Annotated in this window: 23 protein-coding genes and 1 tRNA gene; 14 read left to right on the forward strand and 10 right to left on the reverse strand. The window is 59.0% G+C overall.

The window, feature by feature from the left end; translation table 11 throughout:
- Positions 1-19 precede the first annotated feature (19 nt).
- Entirely contained in the window at positions 20-259 is a 240-nt protein-coding gene (locus tag ACM6I7_RS23685; RefSeq protein ID WP_007963279.1) for a sulfurtransferase TusA family protein, read from the forward strand.
- A 31-nt stretch (positions 260-290) separates the two neighbouring features.
- Positions 291-1361, forward strand: coding sequence for an AI-2E family transporter (locus tag ACM6I7_RS23690; RefSeq protein WP_003222568.1), 1071 nt, complete (start codon positions 291-293; stop codon positions 1359-1361).
- A gap of 124 nt (positions 1362-1485) precedes the next feature.
- On the opposite strand, the gene ACM6I7_RS23695 is transcribed toward ACM6I7_RS23690, so the two are convergent.
- Together ACM6I7_RS23695 and ACM6I7_RS23700 are read right to left on the reverse strand one after the other, a co-directional pair.
- Positions 1486-1959, reverse strand: a complete 474-nt coding sequence (locus ACM6I7_RS23695; protein ID WP_003222570.1) for a peroxiredoxin — start codon at positions 1957-1959, stop codon at positions 1486-1488.
- Between the two features lie 10 nt (positions 1960-1969).
- Positions 1970-2530, reverse strand: a complete 561-nt coding sequence (locus ACM6I7_RS23700; protein WP_007963284.1) for a glycine cleavage system protein R — start codon at positions 2528-2530, stop codon at positions 1970-1972.
- Between the two features lie 325 nt (positions 2531-2855).
- Between ACM6I7_RS23700 and dapA the strand changes: the two genes are divergently transcribed.
- From dapA to ACM6I7_RS23725, 5 genes are all read left to right on the forward strand, one after another.
- Positions 2856-3734 carry a 4-hydroxy-tetrahydrodipicolinate synthase gene (dapA, locus tag ACM6I7_RS23705; protein ID WP_027614465.1) on the forward strand — a complete coding sequence of 293 codons (879 nt, stop codon included), beginning with the start codon at positions 2856-2858 and terminating at the stop codon, positions 3732-3734.
- A 17-nt stretch (positions 3735-3751) separates the two neighbouring features.
- The gene (gene bamC, locus ACM6I7_RS23710; RefSeq protein WP_027614466.1) at positions 3752-4867 is read left to right on the forward strand and encodes an outer membrane protein assembly factor BamC; all 1116 of its coding nucleotides are present in this window, start codon (positions 3752-3754) and stop codon (positions 4865-4867) included.
- Between the two features lie 4 nt (positions 4868-4871).
- Complete coding sequence (locus ACM6I7_RS23715; RefSeq protein WP_047598088.1) at positions 4872-5633, forward strand: MBL fold metallo-hydrolase; 762 nt, start codon at positions 4872-4874, stop codon at positions 5631-5633.
- A gap of 28 nt (positions 5634-5661) precedes the next feature.
- The gene (gene purC / locus ACM6I7_RS23720) at positions 5662-6375 is read left to right on the forward strand and encodes a phosphoribosylaminoimidazolesuccinocarboxamide synthase (protein WP_007963288.1); all 714 of its coding nucleotides are present in this window, start codon (positions 5662-5664) and stop codon (positions 6373-6375) included.
- Positions 6376-6459: 84 nt separating this feature from the next.
- Positions 6460-6549: transfer RNA gene (locus tag ACM6I7_RS23725), tRNA-Ser, on the forward strand.
- Positions 6550-6660: 111 nt separating this feature from the next.
- On the opposite strand, the gene ACM6I7_RS23730 is transcribed toward ACM6I7_RS23725, so the two are convergent.
- The 8 genes from ACM6I7_RS23730 to ACM6I7_RS23765 form a co-directional block, all read right to left on the reverse strand.
- The gene (locus tag ACM6I7_RS23730; protein ID WP_065899397.1) at positions 6661-7878 is read right to left on the reverse strand and encodes an Arm DNA-binding domain-containing protein; all 1218 of its coding nucleotides are present in this window, start codon (positions 7876-7878) and stop codon (positions 6661-6663) included.
- Positions 7875-8090 (reverse strand): excisionase family protein, encoded by a 216-nt coding sequence (gene xisR / locus ACM6I7_RS23735; RefSeq protein ID WP_027614470.1) that lies wholly within the window; start codon positions 8088-8090, stop codon positions 7875-7877. Before xisR ends, ACM6I7_RS23730 begins: the two co-directional genes overlap by 4 nt.
- Positions 8087-8539, reverse strand: coding sequence for a hypothetical protein (locus tag ACM6I7_RS23740; RefSeq protein WP_049827962.1), 453 nt, complete (start codon positions 8537-8539; stop codon positions 8087-8089). The genes xisR and ACM6I7_RS23740 overlap by 4 nt, the downstream gene beginning before the upstream one ends.
- Positions 8536-8916, reverse strand: coding sequence for a pyocin activator PrtN family protein (locus ACM6I7_RS23745; protein WP_027614472.1), 381 nt, complete (start codon positions 8914-8916; stop codon positions 8536-8538). Before ACM6I7_RS23745 ends, ACM6I7_RS23740 begins: the two co-directional genes overlap by 4 nt.
- Before the next feature lie 158 nt (positions 8917-9074).
- On the reverse strand, positions 9075-9356 hold the full coding sequence (locus tag ACM6I7_RS23750) for a phage antirepressor KilAC domain-containing protein (protein ID WP_027614473.1): 282 nt from the start codon (positions 9354-9356) through the stop codon (positions 9075-9077).
- A gap of 10 nt (positions 9357-9366) precedes the next feature.
- Complete coding sequence (locus ACM6I7_RS23755) at positions 9367-9957, reverse strand: hypothetical protein (RefSeq protein WP_139055266.1); 591 nt, start codon at positions 9955-9957, stop codon at positions 9367-9369.
- Complete coding sequence (locus tag ACM6I7_RS23760; protein ID WP_081730299.1) at positions 9954-10133, reverse strand: hypothetical protein; 180 nt, start codon at positions 10131-10133, stop codon at positions 9954-9956. The genes ACM6I7_RS23755 and ACM6I7_RS23760 overlap by 4 nt, the downstream gene beginning before the upstream one ends.
- A gap of 81 nt (positions 10134-10214) precedes the next feature.
- Entirely contained in the window at positions 10215-10994 is a 780-nt protein-coding gene (locus tag ACM6I7_RS23765; protein WP_081730300.1) for a S24 family peptidase, read from the reverse strand.
- 110 nt (positions 10995-11104) lie between these two features.
- Between ACM6I7_RS23765 and ACM6I7_RS23770 the strand changes: the two genes are divergently transcribed.
- The 7 genes from ACM6I7_RS23770 (at position 11105) to ACM6I7_RS23800 (ending at position 16793) form a co-directional block, all read left to right on the forward strand.
- Positions 11105-11377 (forward strand): YdaS family helix-turn-helix protein, encoded by a 273-nt coding sequence (locus ACM6I7_RS23770; protein ID WP_139055265.1) that lies wholly within the window; start codon positions 11105-11107, stop codon positions 11375-11377.
- Between the two features lie 325 nt (positions 11378-11702).
- Positions 11703-12221, forward strand: a complete 519-nt coding sequence (locus tag ACM6I7_RS23775; RefSeq protein ID WP_025112490.1) for a phage regulatory CII family protein — start codon at positions 11703-11705, stop codon at positions 12219-12221.
- Complete coding sequence (locus ACM6I7_RS23780) at positions 12214-12438, forward strand: TraR/DksA family transcriptional regulator (protein ID WP_008080171.1); 225 nt, start codon at positions 12214-12216, stop codon at positions 12436-12438. The genes ACM6I7_RS23775 and ACM6I7_RS23780 overlap by 8 nt, the downstream gene beginning before the upstream one ends.
- Positions 12428-14647 carry a VapE domain-containing protein gene (locus tag ACM6I7_RS23785; RefSeq protein WP_027614476.1) on the forward strand — a complete coding sequence of 740 codons (2220 nt, stop codon included), beginning with the start codon at positions 12428-12430 and terminating at the stop codon, positions 14645-14647. The genes ACM6I7_RS23780 and ACM6I7_RS23785 overlap by 11 nt, the downstream gene beginning before the upstream one ends.
- The gene (locus ACM6I7_RS23790) at positions 14640-14999 is read left to right on the forward strand and encodes a hypothetical protein (RefSeq protein ID WP_027614477.1); all 360 of its coding nucleotides are present in this window, start codon (positions 14640-14642) and stop codon (positions 14997-14999) included. The genes ACM6I7_RS23785 and ACM6I7_RS23790 overlap by 8 nt, the downstream gene beginning before the upstream one ends.
- Before the next feature lie 529 nt (positions 15000-15528).
- Positions 15529-15861 carry a phage holin family protein gene (locus ACM6I7_RS23795; RefSeq protein WP_027614478.1) on the forward strand — a complete coding sequence of 111 codons (333 nt, stop codon included), beginning with the start codon at positions 15529-15531 and terminating at the stop codon, positions 15859-15861.
- Positions 15862-16190: 329 nt separating this feature from the next.
- A complete protein-coding gene (locus ACM6I7_RS23800; protein ID WP_027614479.1) occupies positions 16191-16793 on the forward strand; it encodes a hypothetical protein in 603 nt (200 codons plus the stop codon).
- The last annotated feature ends 298 nt before the right edge of the window (positions 16794-17091 follow it).

Raw genomic sequence — 17091 nt, forward strand, 5'->3', positions numbered from 1 at the left:
CCTGAACCGGAGTGACGCAATGACTGACGCTGTAGCCCATGACTGTGAATTGGACGCCAGTGGCCTGAATTGCCCGTTGCCGCTGCTCAAGGCCAAGATGGAACTCAACAAGCTGCCCAGCGGCGCGGTGCTCAAGGTGATCGCCACGGACGCGGGTTCGCAGCGCGACTTCCGCACCTTTGCCCGTCTGGCCGGTCATACGCTGCTGCGCGAAGAAGACGAAGCGGGCGTCTACCGTTACTGGTTGAAAAAAGCCTGAACCGACAGCGTAAAAGACCTAAGGATTATTGATGTTCAAAGTGTTACGCGACTGGATTCAGCGCTACTTTTCCGACGAAGAAGCGGTGGTGCTGGCGGTGCTGCTGTTTCTCGCCTTCACCGCGGTGCTCACGCTCGGTGGCATGCTCGCGCCGGTATTGGCCGGGATGGTGTTGGCGTATCTGATGCAGGGGCTGGTGCTCGCTCTTGAACGCATGCGCTTGCCTGGTGCGGCGGCGGTGGGGCTGGTGTTTGCGCTGTTCATGGGCGTGTTGCTGGTGTTCATCGTGGTGGTCTTGCCGTTGCTGTGGCATCAGTTGATCACGCTGTTCAACGAACTTCCGGGCATGCTCGCCAAATGGCAGTCGCTGCTGCTGTTGCTGCCCGAGCGCTATCCGCATCTGGTCTCTGACGAGCAGGTGCTGCAGGCCATCGAAGCGGCGCGTGGCGAAATCGGCAAGTTCGGCCAATGGGCGCTGACCTTTTCCCTGTCGAGCCTGCCGCTGCTGGTCAACATCATGATCTATCTGGTGCTGGTGCCGATTCTGGTGTTCTTCTTTCTCAAGGATCGGGCCATGATCGGCGAGTGGGTGCGCGGCTATCTGCCCCGTGAGCGAGCGCTGATCACCCGCGTGGCGCAGGAAATGAACCGGCAGATCGCCAACTACATTCGTGGCAAGGTCATCGAGATCGTGATCTGTGGCGGCGTGACCTACATCGCGTTCGTCGCGCTCGGCCTCAACTATGCGGCGCTGCTGGCGTTGCTGGTCGGGGTGTCGGTGGTGGTGCCGTACGTCGGCGCGGTGGTGGTGACCGTGCCGGTGTTGCTGATTGCGTTGTTCCAGTGGGGCTGGAGCGATCAGTTCATCTATCTGATGGCGGTCTACGGGATCATTCAGACCCTGGATGGCAACGTGCTGGTGCCGTTGCTGTTTTCCGAGGCGGTCAACCTGCACCCGGTGGCAATCATTTGTGCGGTGCTGTTGTTTGGCGGGTTGTGGGGGTTCTGGGGCGTGTTCTTCGCAATTCCGCTGGCGACGCTGTTCAAGGCCGTGCTGGATGCGTGGCCGCGCAAGGAGCCGGTTGTGGCTCCATTGCTTTAGAGCCGAGCTATTCGCTGAGGCTTATTGCCCCTTCGCGAGCAAGCTCGCTCCCACATTTGAAATGCATTCCAAATGTGGGAGCGAGCTTGCTCGCGAAGGCGTCAGTGAAAACGACGCAGAAATATCAGGCCTTGTTCAGCGCCTGAGCCGCAGCCAGCACCGCATCCACATGCCCCGGTACTTTCACGCCGCGCCATTCCTGGCGCAGCACGCCATTCTTGTCGATCAGGAATGTGCTGCGATCAACGCCCAGATATTCCTTGCCATACAGTTTCTTCAACTTGATCACGTCGAACAGCTGGCAGACGGCTTCGTCCTTGTCGCTGATCAGCTCGAACGGAAATTCCTGCTTGCACTTGAAGTTCTCGTGAGACTTCAGGCTGTCGCGGGAGATACCGAAAATCTCGGTATTAGCGGCCTGGAACGCCGCGTACTGGTCACGAAAACCCTGGCCTTCGGTGGTGCAGCCGGGGGTGCTGTCCTTCGGATAGAAGTAGATCACCACTTGCTTGCCCTTCAGGGCGGACAAGCTGACGGTCTGCCCGCTGGTGGCAGGTGCTTCGAAATCCGCAACCGGTTGGTCGATGACAACGGCCATGAAAGCTTCCTTACATTGGGTTTTGTGGGCGCCAAGGTTCGATCAGCGCATCCAGGTTCATCGCGTCGGCGAAGTCCAGGAACTGGTCGCGCAGCCAGCTGATCTGGGTGCCGGCCGGCAGCGTTACGGTGAACGTGGCGTTGAGCATGGTGCCGCCAGTCTGCGGGGCCTGATAGGTATCGCAGGTCAGGTTTTCCAGCTCGACGTTGTGATCCATGAAGAACTGGCACAGCTCGTTGATGATGTCCGGGCGATACGCCGAGCTGACATAAGCCACGTACGGCAGGGCCTGCGGACGGTTTTCCAGAGCCGCGCTGCGTACCACGTTGACGGTGAATGCGTGGCGCTTGGCCAGGGTCGGCAGGCTGCCTTCGAGGCGGGCCAGCGCGTCCCAGCTGCCGGAGATTTCCAGCACCAGGGCGCTGCATTCGCCATGGCGAGTCAGGCGGGAGGTGACGACGGCGCAGCGATTTTCATGGCTGGCGCGGCACAGGACGTTAGTCAGCTCCATGGGGTTGGCGCCAAGGGCACTGATGACAAGGAATTGTTCGCGAACTGTGGGGGTGGACATGCAGCATTCCTAAAGCGATGAGCGGTCGGTAGGTCGATGGGCGTTGGCCGTCGGGAAGCGTCTGCGCGTGCCCGTTCAGAAAGCCCCGGGCCGTGGCTCGCAATTCGCTCCAATAAAGGCGGAGCGTGCAGCAGCGACACTGGAACGGGGCCTGGGAGGCCGAAAGGGGAGGCTGGAACCCGGCGTACAAGCTGATCTGTACCGATCAAAGTCTGAAGGGTAGCGAAAACCGACGCCAAGGGGAATGGCGGCGCAGTACTTCGCTTGTGCAAGCATCTTGGCGCCAGTACCATTACCGCTCTCTTTTTCCGGCAGGAGCGGTTTCATGATTGCGGGCAGTATGGTGGCACTGGTCACTCCCATGGATGCACAAGGGCGTCTTGACTGGGACAGCCTCAGCAAACTCGTGGACTTCCATCTCAAGAACGGCACCCATGCCATTGTCGCGGTCGGTACTACCGGCGAGTCGGCGACCCTTGATGTAGAAGAACACATCGCCGTCATCAAAGCCGTGGTCAAACAGGTAGCCGGGCGCATTCCGGTGATCGCCGGTACCGGCGCCAACTCGACCCGCGAAGCCGTCGAGCTGACCCGCAACGCCAAGGAAGCCGGCGCCGACGCCTGCCTGCTGGTAGTTCCGTACTACAACAAGCCGACCCAGGAAGGCCTGTACCAGCACTTCAAGCACATTGCCGAAGCCGTCGACATTCCACAGATTCTCTACAACGTTCCCGGCCGCACCTCCTGCGACATGCAGGCCGAGACCGTGATTCGCCTGTCCAGCGTGCCGAACATCATCGGCATCAAGGAAGCCACCGGCGACCTGAAACGCGCCAAAGCCATCATCGACGGCGTGAGCAAGGACTTCATCGTGCTGTCCGGCGATGATCCGACCGCGGTCGAGCTGATCCTGCTGGGCGGCAAAGGCAACATCTCCGTAACGGCCAACGTCGCCCCGCGCGAAATGGCTGACCTGTGCGAGGCCGCGCTGAAAGGCGACGCCGAGACCGCACGGGCGATCAACGAAAAATTGATGCCGCTGCACAAGGACCTGTTCATCGAAGCCAACCCGATTCCGGTGAAGTGGGCTTTGGTTGAAATGGGCCTGATGCACGAAGGCATCCGCCTGCCGTTGACCTGGCTGAGCGCTCCTTGTCATGAAACGCTTCGCACGGCCCTGCGCCAGTGCAGCGTCCTGGTTTAATTGAGGAAGTACAACGCATGAAGCGAATGGCCGGACTTTCCGCACTTGCCTTGATTATCTCCAGCACCAGTGGCTGCGGATGGGTCTGGGGCCCGGAAGGTTATTTCCGTGACCGTGGTAGCGATTACCTGGAAGCGCAACAGACTGCACCGATGCAACTGCCACCGAATGTCAGCACCTCCAAGCGTCTGGATCCGCTGTTGCCGATCCCGCGCAACGTGGCTGATGACACGGCGAAGGGCGAATACGTGGTACCGCGCCCGCAACCGCTGACGGCGGTTGCCGAGGCGACCGACTACTCGCTGCAGAAGAGCGGTGACTCGCGTTGGGTCGTGGCCCAGCACCCTCCGGCCGAAGTCTGGCCAGTGGCGGTACAGTTCTTCCAGGACAATGGTTTCCGGCTGGATGAACAGCGTCCGCAAACCGGCGAATTCACCACCACGTGGCAGCATTCCGACGAACTGTCCGCCGCCATGGCCAAGCGCCTGAGCGCCGCCGGTGTCGGTGCCGACAGCGAAACCCGCGTGCGGGTGCGTATCGAGCCCGGCGTGCAGCGCAACACCAGTGAAATCTACGTGGTCAGCGCCGAGCGTCCTGCCGGCAGCACCGCCGACGTCGATTTCACCAACCGTTCGGTCAACACTGGCCTGGACGCAGCGCTGGTCGACGACATGCTCGCGAGCATGAGCCGGATCTCCGAGAAGGGTGGTTCGGTGTCGATGCTGGCTTCGCGCGATTTCGATACCCCGAGCCGTGTCAGCCTCAGCGAAGACGGCAGTGGCAACCCGGTACTGAACGTCGGTCCGGACCTGGATCGTGCCTGGTCGAGCGTCGGTCGTGCGCTGGAGCAAGGTCAGTGGCGCGTTGAAGACATCAACCGCAGCCTGGGCCTGTACTACATCAACCTGGCCGAGAAAGCCGAGAAGAAAGACGACAAGCCTGGTTTCTTCAGCAGCCTGTTCGGCAGTGCGCCGACCAAGGAAGAAGTTGAAGCCCGCGCCGAGCGTTATCAGGTTCGCCTGAGCAAGGTCGGTGAAAACGTTCAGGTGACCGTAGAGAAGAACATCAATACCGTTGCGCCGGCCGATGTGGCGCGCAAAGTGTTGAGCGTGATTCAGGACAACCTGGGCTGATCACATGCGCTTTGCCGTTCTCGGCAGCGGTAGCCAAGGGAACGGCACGCTGATCGCCAGCGCTGATACCTATGTGCTGGTGGATTGTGGTTTTTCCCTGCGGGAAACCGAAAAACGCCTGTTGCGTCTGGGGGTTCACCCGGCGCAACTGAGCGCGATACTCGTAACCCACGAACATGCCGACCACGTGCATGGCGTGGGTTTGCTGTCTCGGCGCTACAATCTGCCGGTCTACCTCAGTCGCGGCACACTGCGCGGGATGCGCAAACCGATCGAACCCGCAGGCTTTCTGGCCGGCGGCGAGCAGCTGCAGATCGGCGCACTGAACATCGGGGTCATTGCCGTGGCCCATGATGCGCAGGAGCCGACCCAGTACGTATTCAGTGATAACGAGCAGCGGCGCTTCGGCCTGCTGACCGACCTGGGTTCCTATTGCGAGCGGGTGCTGGACGGCTATCGGGATCTCGATGCGTTGATGATCGAGTCCAACCATTGCCGCGACATGCTGGCCCGTGGTCACTATCCGTACTTTCTCAAGCAACGGGTGGGCGGCGAGCTGGGACATTTGAACAACCATCAGGCGGCATTCCTGGTGGCCGAGTTGGGGTGGCAGGGCTTGCAGCATCTGGTTCTCGCCCACCTGAGCAGCAAGAACAACCTGCCGCAGCTGGCCCGGCAATGTTTCGTCGACACCCTCGGGTGCGACCCGGACTGGCTGCAACTGGCCGATCAAGATTCAGGGCTCGACTGGCGCCATATCGCCTAGCCCATCTACTTAGCAAGCGGAGCCCATCATGGAAAAACGTGAAGAACTCTACCGCGGCAAAGCCAAATCGGTTTACAAGACCGACGACGCTGACCGTTTGATCCTGCTGTTTCGCAACGACACCTCGGCGTTCGACGGCAAGCGCATCGAGCAGCTCGACCGCAAAGGCATGGTGAACAACAAGTTCAACGCTTTCATCATGCAGAAACTCGAAGCGGCCGGCATTCCGACCCAATTCGACAAACTGCTGGGCGACAACGAGTGCCTGGTGAAGAAGCTGGACATGATCCCGGTCGAGTGCGTCGTGCGTAACTACGCTGCCGGCAGCCTGGTAAAACGTCTGGGCGTCGAAGAGGGCATGAAGCTCAACCCGTACACCTTCGAACTGTTCCTCAAGGACGACGCCAAGGGCGACCCGTTCATCAACGAATCCCACGTCGTGGCATTCGGTTGGGGCACCGCCGAGCAACTGGCACGCATGAAAGAACTGTCGCTCAAGGTCAACGAAGTCCTGAGCAAACTGTTCGACGACGCAGGCCTGCTGCTGGTGGACTTCAAGCTTGAGTTCGGCGTGTTCAGCGACGGCTCGATCGTCCTCGGCGACGAGTTCAGCCCGGACGGCTGCCGCCTGTGGGACAAGGACACCAAGAAGAAGATGGACAAAGACCGCTTCCGCCAGGGCCTCGGTGACGTCATCGAAGCCTACGAAGAAGTCGCCAATCGTCTGGGTGTACCGCTTTAATCGACGCAAGCATCTGATAGCACGAAGAAAATTTTCGAAAGAGGGTTTGCTTTCGGCAGAAGTGTTGTTATGATGCGCGCCGTTGGAGAGATGCCAGAGTGGCCGAATGGGACGGATTCGAAATCCGTTGTACCTTCACCGGTACCTAGGGTTCGAATCCCTATCTCTCCGCCATTATCGAATAAGACTAAGCCCCTGTAATCATTGATGATTACAGGGGCTTTTTCGTTTCTGTCGATCCATTTAGGGCATTTCTAGGGCATAAACCTTGCCCGTTATGCCGCTCTAGTCCGTCCTAAACCCCAGCATTTTCGACACGACACCGGCCATGCTCTTGGTGTCTTTGGGTATCCACCTCCCATAATGTTTTCTCACCATCGTGGTGTCTGCATGTCCAAGCTGTCTCGCTACCCATTCCACTGGTACATAGCTCGACAGCATCTGGCTCGCGAAGGTATGACGGCATTGGTTGGCGCCTCGGTGTCGGACCTCTGCCTTCTTCAGGTGAGCCGTGAACCAATTGCTCAAGGTCTTTCCGCTCCATAGCAGCCCGCTGGTGGAGCTGCGGAAAAGAAACCTGACTTTCATCTTCTTCGACGTGATGTTGTCACGCTGGATAACGGTGATCTCTTCCGCGGGGACCTCTCTTGCAGCAGCTACGATCTCTCGCATCAGTACAAGTGCAGGATCGATCAGCTCTATCACCCTAACCCTGGAGCGCTCTTTCGGGACTTTGAACTCACCAACGACCAGCGCACGACGAACCTGCACTAGGCCGGCATCGAGATCGATATCTTCGACAGCGAGCGCGATGAGCTCGGATAGCGAAAGTCCGGCCCAGCAGTTGAACTCAATCATCCTGCTATCATGTCGTCTGTCCGGATCCGCTTTGCCGATCAGCTCGATCTCGGTGCGGCTGAAGGGATCGGCGTGCTCAAGGTCTACGTCCGAACCGACGTTACTGATTCGGTCCAGTGCGTTGGCTTTCAAAATGCCGTCGCCAAAGGCGTCAGCCCAGACGCCACGAACGACGGTGAAGATGTCGTTTACTGTCTTAGGGGATAGCCCTTGCTTTAGCAATTGAGCTTGGAATAGCTCTATATCGCTCTTGCTGATGTCGACGATTCGGCGTTTGCCAAATTTGTTATCGACGTGCTTGGCCTTGCTGACATAGTTAACGACGGTACTTGATGCTTTAAGCGCCCTTTGAACCTCCAGCCATCGGTCGATACCTTCTTTGACTGTACGCTTTAGGGACGGGCCGCCGGTGTCCGTGAACATGGCGGCCCTTGGTGAGTTGGGAAAGTGAGCCGCATAATCGAAACGGCCCTCTCTAATCTCCGCTAAGATGGTGCGCCGTTTGTTGTCGGCGTATGCAATTGCGGCTTTGTTTACTTTCGAGATTCCTTCGAGAGGTTCTCGGCAACGTTGGCCGTTGAAAATGAACCAGATGCGTAATTGCTTGCCATTCATCTCGACGCCTGTGGGCATCTTGTCAGTCATGGTTGGCCTGCCATCCACTTTTCAATGGCCTCCTTGTTATAAACAAGCACGTTCGCTGGGTCGGTTCGATAGTGCTTCCCTTCTAGCCAGATCCCGCGGGATCGGTATTTGCGGACTGCTTCCGTGCTTAATCCAAAAACTGGATACAGCAGATCCTGCCGAAACCAGGCGCCTGGAGTTATGTGGAAATCAATTTTTTCTGCGGCGCTCATGCTCTCACTCCTTTTGGCTGAATGCCTTTCATGTGATCGGTCCTTTTTTGGGTTACTACGCGTTTTGCTAATTGAAGCGCTTGTTCTCGTAGAGGTCTGGCGTCGCGCTCGAGCTTCTTGCCAGTACGAAATACGCTGAAGGTTTCGGCGGCAATTCGCAGTAGGTCGCCGATGGCGACCAGCGTCTGCTTTTCTGTCGGGCCGAACTGCGGACTTGCTTCAAGAAGTTTGCAAGTTTGTGCCAGGCGCGCGTGATCAGCCCTGATGAACTGCAGGGAGGCCTGAAGCTCGCGTATGGTTTTGGCGCTCACGGCGCGCTGAATGTCTTCACTCTCGCGCAGGCCGACCTCCAGACCATCTCTGCGGCCCATGATGTAATCGCCCCAAATAAGGAGAGCGGCGAGCGCCGTCAGGATGACGAGTGCAACTATTTGTATTGGAGTCATCATTTGGTGTGCTCCTGGGGTTGTCGTGGGGTAGTGGTAACTGCCGTTAATGGAGTGGGTGCAGCATCGGGTTGGTCTTCCTGCTGTCGCTGCATGTCTTCATCGGCCTTGTAGGCGCAGATGTCGATCAACGAGGCCATGTGCCGGATGTGGACGTATTTAAGTGCCTTGCGACTGGCGTCGATCGTGGTGATCGGAAGCTGAATCCGGCCGTTGTAGATCTCAGTCACGAACAACTGCGAATTCAGGTTGCGAAAATAGGCCTCCCGAATTTTTTCCAGCGGGATCAGCACATTCCCGAAAGTGCGATAGAGCATTTCAACGGTGGTCGATTCAGGCGCCGGATGAAGGCGAAGCGGTGTTTGGTTCGCGTTGTTCATGTGGCTATTGAGCCTCCTTGCGTTTGGATCGTGATGGGTGGTTCCAGGCGTTCAGGCAATGGCGTTTGGTCAATTCCCGCAGATGTTCAGGCACCTCCTGGAGCGCGGCATTGCGCTCCTCACGTGTTCGCATTGCGATGATCTGTCGGGCGTATTCCCTAGGCCACGTCACGGCGGCCTGCCGGAATGGCGGGGAGGTCGATACCCAACTGGTCAGCCAGCCAGCGGATTCCGGCCTGCTTGACCCGAGTCGACTGGCTGTACTGCATGCCGTATTTCTCGTCGTACCAGGGACTGCTTTTGATCCGCAGATAATCATCGTCACGGTTGAGATCCGCCGGCAGGTTTCCCTTGAGCAGACCCTTTTCGCGCATGCGGGCGATGAGCTTGGGGCGGGTCAGGCCGAGATGAGCAGCTGTTTGGGCGAGGGTACGTTCCATGTCGCCCACCTTAAGCCGCGTGTGCAGCAGGAGTGGCCGCTGCAGCAATTTGGCTGATGGATTCGCTGACTTTGCCGTAGATCTCGACATCGGTACCGCACGCGGTAAAACACCGGGTACGCGGGCTCTTTTTGCCGATGCTGAGGATGGCGGTGATGCAGGAGAGAGTGTGCGGGCGATGAACAGCCACGTGCAGCGGCAGATCGAAAACCATGTCGAGGCTCAGCACGCCGCCGGTACGAATCAGCTCGAACACCCGTTGCTTGTCCTGGACGTCAAAGCGGCCGTATTGGCGATCGGCATGCGCGCGATGCGCCGGGTCGCTGGTGTTGCTCGGATCAAGCGGGCCGTTGGCAATCTCTTCGATGAAGTCGGCTAGCTTGAGGTGCATCTTCTTGTCGTTCGGCAGGGTCAGCGTGTGGCGTTCACTGCCCAGCTCGATGACAAAAGTGCTTTCCACGGGGCCGCGCTCAGCCTTGAGACGGAATGCCAGGCACTCGCGCTTCGGCGCTGTGCGCAGAACATGGTTGAAGGTCTCGCTCAGGTTGACCTGGGCATTGAGCAACTGCAGGGTACGGTTGTCGATCTTGAACTTGATCATGCCGCGTGCCCTCCGCCGTTCGGATGAACAGGAGAGGGCTGACAGGACTTGGCGACAAGCTTGGGTTTGCTGTTATGAATGACGACCAGGCAGCCCGTGGCGAGCTGCAGCTGTTCGATCAGTTTTCGATTGCTGACGCATGCCGGATGGACATGCAGGGATGCGGTGGTACGCATGGTGAAGCCTCACTGTGGTAGGAGAGTGAGGCGAAAATAACCTAGGTGTTAGCACGATGCAATTACTTTGGTTTTAGATCTTCAATTTCTTGGAAGAGGAGGAGCATTCACGGGGCGGATTGTCGACCACCAAAATACTCGACCTAAAACTTTCATTTGCTGCTCTACAAACTGGTCAAATGTATAGGATTCATCTGGATGTTCAGCTCTGTTATAGCTCACGAGCTTCAGTCCACCACCCTCCAAACGTTCCAGGAATTTAATCCTCAGCGCGCCCTCTTGCTCAATGGCATAGAGATGGTCAGAAATGATTTTGGTCATGCCGCGGTCTATTCCGACCGTCGCACCGTGAAGGATTAACGGTTCCTGGCTCCTACCTGTGACTGGCGCACATAACGCATTAGCAGGGTGGACGCCGCACTGCCGAAGTGTTGCAAGGGAAAAACGAAGCACACGGCCATATTCAGCCTGAACAGCTGTTCTCCCTGCCCCAGCTGAAATCTCAACTTGCTTAAAAAGTGGTATCTCCACCTCGTCATCATTCAAGGGGGTGTCGTTATCCCACGCGGATACCGGTTCAAGAATAAGAGGCGGGGGTGATTTTTCCTGACGACGAGTGATGGGCACTATGCTGGCTGGCATATCGCCATTCTCAAGCCACGGTAACGAAAGGTTAAGTCCGCGAGCTATAGCGCCTGTTTTGCGGCTTTCTCGTGTTTGGCCATCTACGATTTTGAAAATCGTCGCTTGAGAGCATCCCGAAAGCTTCGCCACATCAGTTTGACTGAGGTTGAGTTGCTCCATGGCATATTTCAGCCGATCGGAGAGCGTGGGGAGGAGATCGATCGGTAAGTATTTCATGGGGTAATTCTACGACCTCGGTTATAGGGCGTCCTAAACTATTGGGTGTTGACTTGTCTATTACGAAGGTTGTAGATTCGCTTCGTCGTTTATCAGGGAGAGCTTAATCAGTGACTTACTGCGTTAAAGACGCCGAGCTATGTCGGCAGGCCTTAGAAAAGGTCATCAAGATTTGCGGTAACAACCAGTCAGAGCTTGCTCGCCGCTGCAACGTCAAGCAACCGCATGTCTGGAAATGGGTCAGGGCGGGGCGGGTTCCCACCGAACGTGTGCATTCGGTTGCTAAGGCATCGGAAGGAAAAGTGTTACCCCACGAATTGCGTCCTGATTTACCTGATCTTTTTCCAGCTCCAGCTCCAGCTATTTCCGCTGTCGCTGCATAAAACCTAGAAAAAAGGCGACCCAAGGGCCGCCCAGTTCCTCCCGTTAGCATCATCACATGCTGCCGGGGCGCGATGTCGGTAGGTGCGCACACCACATGCCGCCGACCTCCATCGCGTTTCCAAGGCTCGGAAGCCTTGGTGTTGCTGCCGTTCTTACCACAGAGCTGGCAGCTGTTGCGCCAGGGGGGAACAACGGATTGTTCGCCCCGGCACGGTGCCGGTTGTCCCCTGCAAGGGTTACCGGCGTTTGGGCCTCTCCAGACCACGCGGCAAATGTATCACCAACATCTGTCGCATGGCACTGGCAACTTTTAGGATTAATGCCATGAGCCGAATCGCTCTCAGTTCTCTGGAACGGGCGCAGCGGGAAATCCTGCCGCTCGATTTAGCGCTGTACCACGCCGCTCGCGAATACCCAGGCGGCGCTGCTGCCATCGCTGCCACGACCGGTCGTAACCCGACCACGCTGCAGCACAAGCTGTCGCCAACCCATCCGAGCCACTCCATCAACATTCAGGAGTTTGGCGAAATCCTCGAACTGACCAAGGATCGCCGCATTCTGGATGCGGTGCATGCGCTGGTCGGCGATACGATCTGGCAGGAGCTAGCCGACACCTACACCAACGACATGCCCGAGACCCTGACCACGGGTATCGCCGAATACTTCCGTCAGGTCGCCGATCTGGCCGAGACCTGGGCCAAGAGCATTGGCGACGGTGTGGTGACTGATCAGGAACTGGCGGCGATTCGCCTGCAGGTGTTCCGCGGCATTCAAGGGCTGCTCGGGTTGTTCAACCGCGCCACCTACGTCAACCAGACGACGCGAGGTGCCGACCGTGGCTGACATCGCCGATTTCGCCAACGATCTGGTGCAGGAACGCATCGATCAGGCCATGGCAGCGCGCAGCGCTGCCAAGGCCGAGAGTGCTGCCCATTCCTTGCTGTTCTGTGAAGCCTGTGACGATCCGATTCCGGAAGCACGCCGACTGGCCCAACCGGGTTGCTCGCAGTGCATCAGCTGCCAGTCCCTGTCTGAGCGGGGGATTCAGCATGCTCGATGAGGTATTGGGCCAATTCGCCGACTACGGTCTGGAGCCAGCGCAACCGCTGGTGTTCGGCAAGCTGACCCGCTGCAAGACAGCGCAGGACAAGGGCAAGGAAAAGAACGGCTGGTACGTGGTTCACGAGCAGCGCACGGAGAAGGGCGACACGCTGATCTTCGGCGCCTTCGGTGATTGGCGTTCGGGCGAGACGCAGAAGATCAAGGTCAAGGCCGGGCGCATGTCGCCGGAAGAGCGCGAAGTGATGCGCGCTCGCCAGGAGGAAGCCAAGCGCCGTGCCGCCGAAATCGCGAACAACGCTGCGCGGCGGGCGGCGAAAAGGGCGCAGGGTTTGTTCGAGCGCATGCCGACCACCGGACGCAGCGACTACCTGGACCGCAAACAGATCGTCGGGATCAATGTGCGTTACGCGCCGCGCACCGGCGCCGTGCTGGTCCCGATGAAAAATGCCCGTGATCAAATCATGGGCCTGCAGGTGATCTTCCCCAGCAAGCAGGAAGACACTGGCCGCGACAAATCCTACTGGCCTTACGGCATGGCGAAGGAGGGCACCTTTCACCTGCTCGGTCCGCACCCGGAGCCGGGTGAACCGGTGCTGGTGTGTGAGGGTTACGCCACCGGCGCCAGCCTGCACATGGCGACCTCGCTCACTGTGGCGGTGGCCTTCGATGCGGGCAACCTGCTCGCGGTGTGCAAAGCCATGCGTGAGCGTTTTGCCGGATGCCCGCTGATCATCTGCCGCGACGATGACTGGAAGACCACCAAGCCCAACGGTGATGCGTGGAACCCCGGCGAAGAGAAGGCCGGCAACGCCGCGCTGATTGTCGGTGCCCAGGTGGTTGCGCCGACCTTCGCGCTCGAGCGCCACGACAAGTGGACCGACTTCAACGACCTGCACGTCGCCGAAGGTTTGGATGCGGTTCGCCGACAAGTGCTCGCGGTTGTGCGTCCACCGGCCGCCGGTGGCTGGAAAGATCAGCTGGCTCGCAGCGAGAGCGGGGCCCTGATCGCGCACATGCAGAACGTCGAACTGATCCTCGCGCATGACGAACGCTGGGCCGGGGTGATCAGCTACTGCGCCTTCAGCTCGAAGATCGTCAAGCTGCGGGCTGCTCCTTATGGGGGTGGTACCGGCGAGTGGGCCGACATCGACGACGTGCGGGTGATGAAGTGGCTCGCGCAGCAGTACAACCTGCGCGTGAAGTCGTCGCACGTGATCGAGGCGGTGAGTGTCGTGGCCCACGACCACGCCTTTCACCCGGTGCGCGAGTACCTGAAAAAACTCGAATGGGATCGTGTGCCGCGCCTGGAGCGTTGGTTGACGGATGTGATGGGGGTGAAGGCAACGGATTACACCTCCAAGGTCGGCAAGCGCTGGATGATCTCCGCCGTGGCGCGGGTGATGAAGCCGGGCTGCAAGGCGGACTCGGTGATGATCCTCGAAGGCGTACAAGGCGCCGGTAAGTCGACCGCGATGAGCGTGCTCGGTGGCGAGTGGTTCATGGACACGCCGTTTGCCCTCGGCGACAAGGACGGCTTTCAGGCGATTCGTGGCAAGTGGATTGTCGAGCTGGGCGAACTGGACAGCTTCAACAAGGCCGAGAGCACCAAGGCCAAGCAGTTCTTCTCGGCGTCGACCGACACCTACCGCGAAAGCTATGGCCGCAGAACGTTGGACGTGCCACGCCAGTGTGTTTTCGTCGGGACCACCAACCAGGACGAGTACCTCAAGGACGCCACCGGCAACCGGCGTTATTGGCCGGTGGCCTGTACCAAGGTCGATGTGCCGTTGCTGCGCGAGATCCGCGACCAGCTGTGGGCCGAAGCGGTGTTCTGCTTCGAGGCCGGCGATCTCTGGTGGGTGACACGAGAGGAAGCACCGATGTTCAGCGAGGAGCAGGACGAACGCTTTGTGGTGGACGAATGGGAAACACCGATTCTGAACTGGCTCGAAGAGTCGCAGATTGGCGAGACCACCACCGGCAGTGAGGTGATGAGTCAGGCGCTCAAGCTCGATCCCGGTCATTGGGGCAAACCCGAGCAGATGCGCGTCGGTGCGATTCTGCATCGACTGGGGTGGCGACGGTTCCGTCTGGGGGCTTTGAACAAGAGCGGTCAGCGGCCATGGGCGTACAAGAAACCCGAGCACTGGGGCAGGGCGCCTGCACTTCAGAAGGAAGAGTTCGAGGAGCCGTGCTTCGATGATTAAAGCGATCGATATGGCCCTCAAACAATGGGCCCAGGAGCTGCACAGCGACGAAGTGGCCGCCGGTTATTCGGGCGGCAACATGGTCGCCATGATGATGGAGAGCGGTGGTCAACTGGTGCGCGGCCGGCGCGGGAGCCGGGTGCCGCTGGAAGCCTCGCTGGACATTGAGCGCATCGTCAAGAAACGCCTCGACCCCGAGCTGATGACCGTGGTCAAGGTGCATTACTTCCAGCCTGACGCGCCCTTAGCCGCACGTCTGACCCGCAGTGGCTGCACGCGCAACGTCTACTACCAGCGCCTGCACGACGCCCACATCGTGGTCGAGCACTTCCTCCTGGGGGAAGCGGCTTGATCGTGGGCATCTCTCTGGCTCATGCCGTCCCACTGGCCTGCCTCCGTCCCACCGCTTTTTGCGGTGGTGGGACGGGCGCAGGCCGCGTCGTTGTTGGGCTGTCCCACCGTCCCACCTTTTTCATGCCTCCCGCCCGTGTGTGCGTAGCGGGTACAGGTACGCGCGTTTACGCGCACGCGTGCTTTTTAAATTTCTTTCTATACACGAGAAAAGAGAGATAAAAGTAGGACGGTGGGGCAGAGCCCCAATCTGCGGGGCTTTCAGACGTCCCACCTCGTTTTAAAGAGGTGGGACGCATGGGACGCCAGAAAAGCAAAAGACAGCCGGGACAGATATTCACCGACATTCGCCAGCCGTTCACCGGGTGTCACCCACACATTCACCGGGTGGCATTAAAACGGTCTTGCTGCCACCAGAATCGACCTGTAAAAAGGGGCCATCTTCGATGGGTGCGACCGCAAAGCGCGGCAGGCCACCCACCACCTGACCCGACCATTGCGCCGGGTCTTTTTGTTTAAGGGGCAGGGCAATGACGAACGAGCAACAGGCACTGGCAGAGATGCCGATCTGGTTGGTGATTGCTCTTTCCCTGGTTGGCGGTGTGTCCGGCGAGATGTGGCGCGCCGACAAGGACGGGGCACGAGGTTGGGCGTTACTGCGCCGGCTAGTACTTCGCTCCGGTGCCTGCATCGTGTGCGGCGTGTCGGCGATGATGTTGCTGTTCGGTGCGGGCCTGTCGATCTGGACAGCGGGCGCCCTGGGTTGCCTGACCGCGATGGCCGGCGCCGATGTCGCCATCGGCTTGTACGAGCGCTGGGTGGCCAAGCGGCTGGACCTGAGCGAGGCCGAGCCGAAAGCATGAGCCGGGCGGGCCGGGTAGGGCGCAGATTTCACGGGTCCTCCCCAAGGGCCGCCCCCTACACGGGTTATCGAACTCGCGGAATCTCTCTAGCTGAAATGGTTGCAGGGATGTCCGTCTTTCCAACGGAATTGGGGCAGGGCATGGCACTCGGATGCTGGCTCGACCGGCCGGACCCGGCAGAAACCCGCCGGGGACCCTGGGGACTTTCAAAGGACACGGGGTCGGAAACCCGCGGGATCTTGTTAGTGGGAGGCCCGCCAGCTTACTGAAATTTCAATCCACTGAAATCTTGAAAGGATTCATTGAAAAGCCGCTGAAAAGGAGGGCTTATGACCGTAGCCACCTACCTATCCAAGAGCGCCTTCGCTGCGCACATCGGCCGGTCACCGAGTTACATCACCTGGCTTAAGGAAAACGGCCGACTGGTCCTGTCTCCCAATGGCAAGCAGGTCGACGTGCTGGCCACTGAAGCGTTGATCCGCGATACCGCCGACCCGAGCAAGGCTGCCGTCGCTGCTCGCCATCAACAGGAGCGGATTCAGCGTGATGTGTACAGCCACGTCGCTGCACAATCCGAGCCGACTAACATGGCTGCGCCGCCGCCCGCTGATCCCGCGCAAGGGCAGTCCCCGGACTTTCAGAAAGCACGAGCGCATCGCGAGCACTACTTGGCGCGGATGGCGGAGATGGAGTTTCGCAAGGCCCAAGGTGAACTGGTGGAAGTCAGCTTCGTGCAGAAGGCCGCTTATGAAACGGCGCGTTCGCTCAATCAGTCCCTGATGAGCCTGTCGCCACAGTTGGCGCCTCAACTTGCTGCGCTATCGGACCCGTGGGAAGTGGAGCGGGAGCTGACCGCTGCGCTACGTCAACGGCTTAATGAAGCAGCTCAAGTGTCCAGCGACGACTTTGGACTTTTATCGGACGAGTGCTAAGGCGAGAGGAGTTCACAGGGTGAGCCAAATGGTCCGCTTTCGGCCAAAAGCGGACGCTCACTAGCGACCGCTACAGGTAACAAGCAGTCGGCGTTTCAATGTGGGTCAGGCCACTCGCTTCGAGTACCCCTCTATCCAGTCCGCAAGCGATCGCACATCTGTTTCGAGTTGGGCGAGTTCGGGGGGGACCGCTGGAAGATCGTCTGCCTGAGAATGCTCATACACAGAGTATCGTGTCATCAAGTCGTCTATCAGATCACAATCCTCCTGAGTGATGTTACTTAGCCGACCGTGATAA

Origin of the sequence: Pseudomonas sp. IT-93MI4 (assembly GCF_949767635.1) — a bacterium.
Lineage (GTDB): Bacteria > Pseudomonadota > Gammaproteobacteria > Pseudomonadales > Pseudomonadaceae > Aquipseudomonas > Aquipseudomonas putida_A.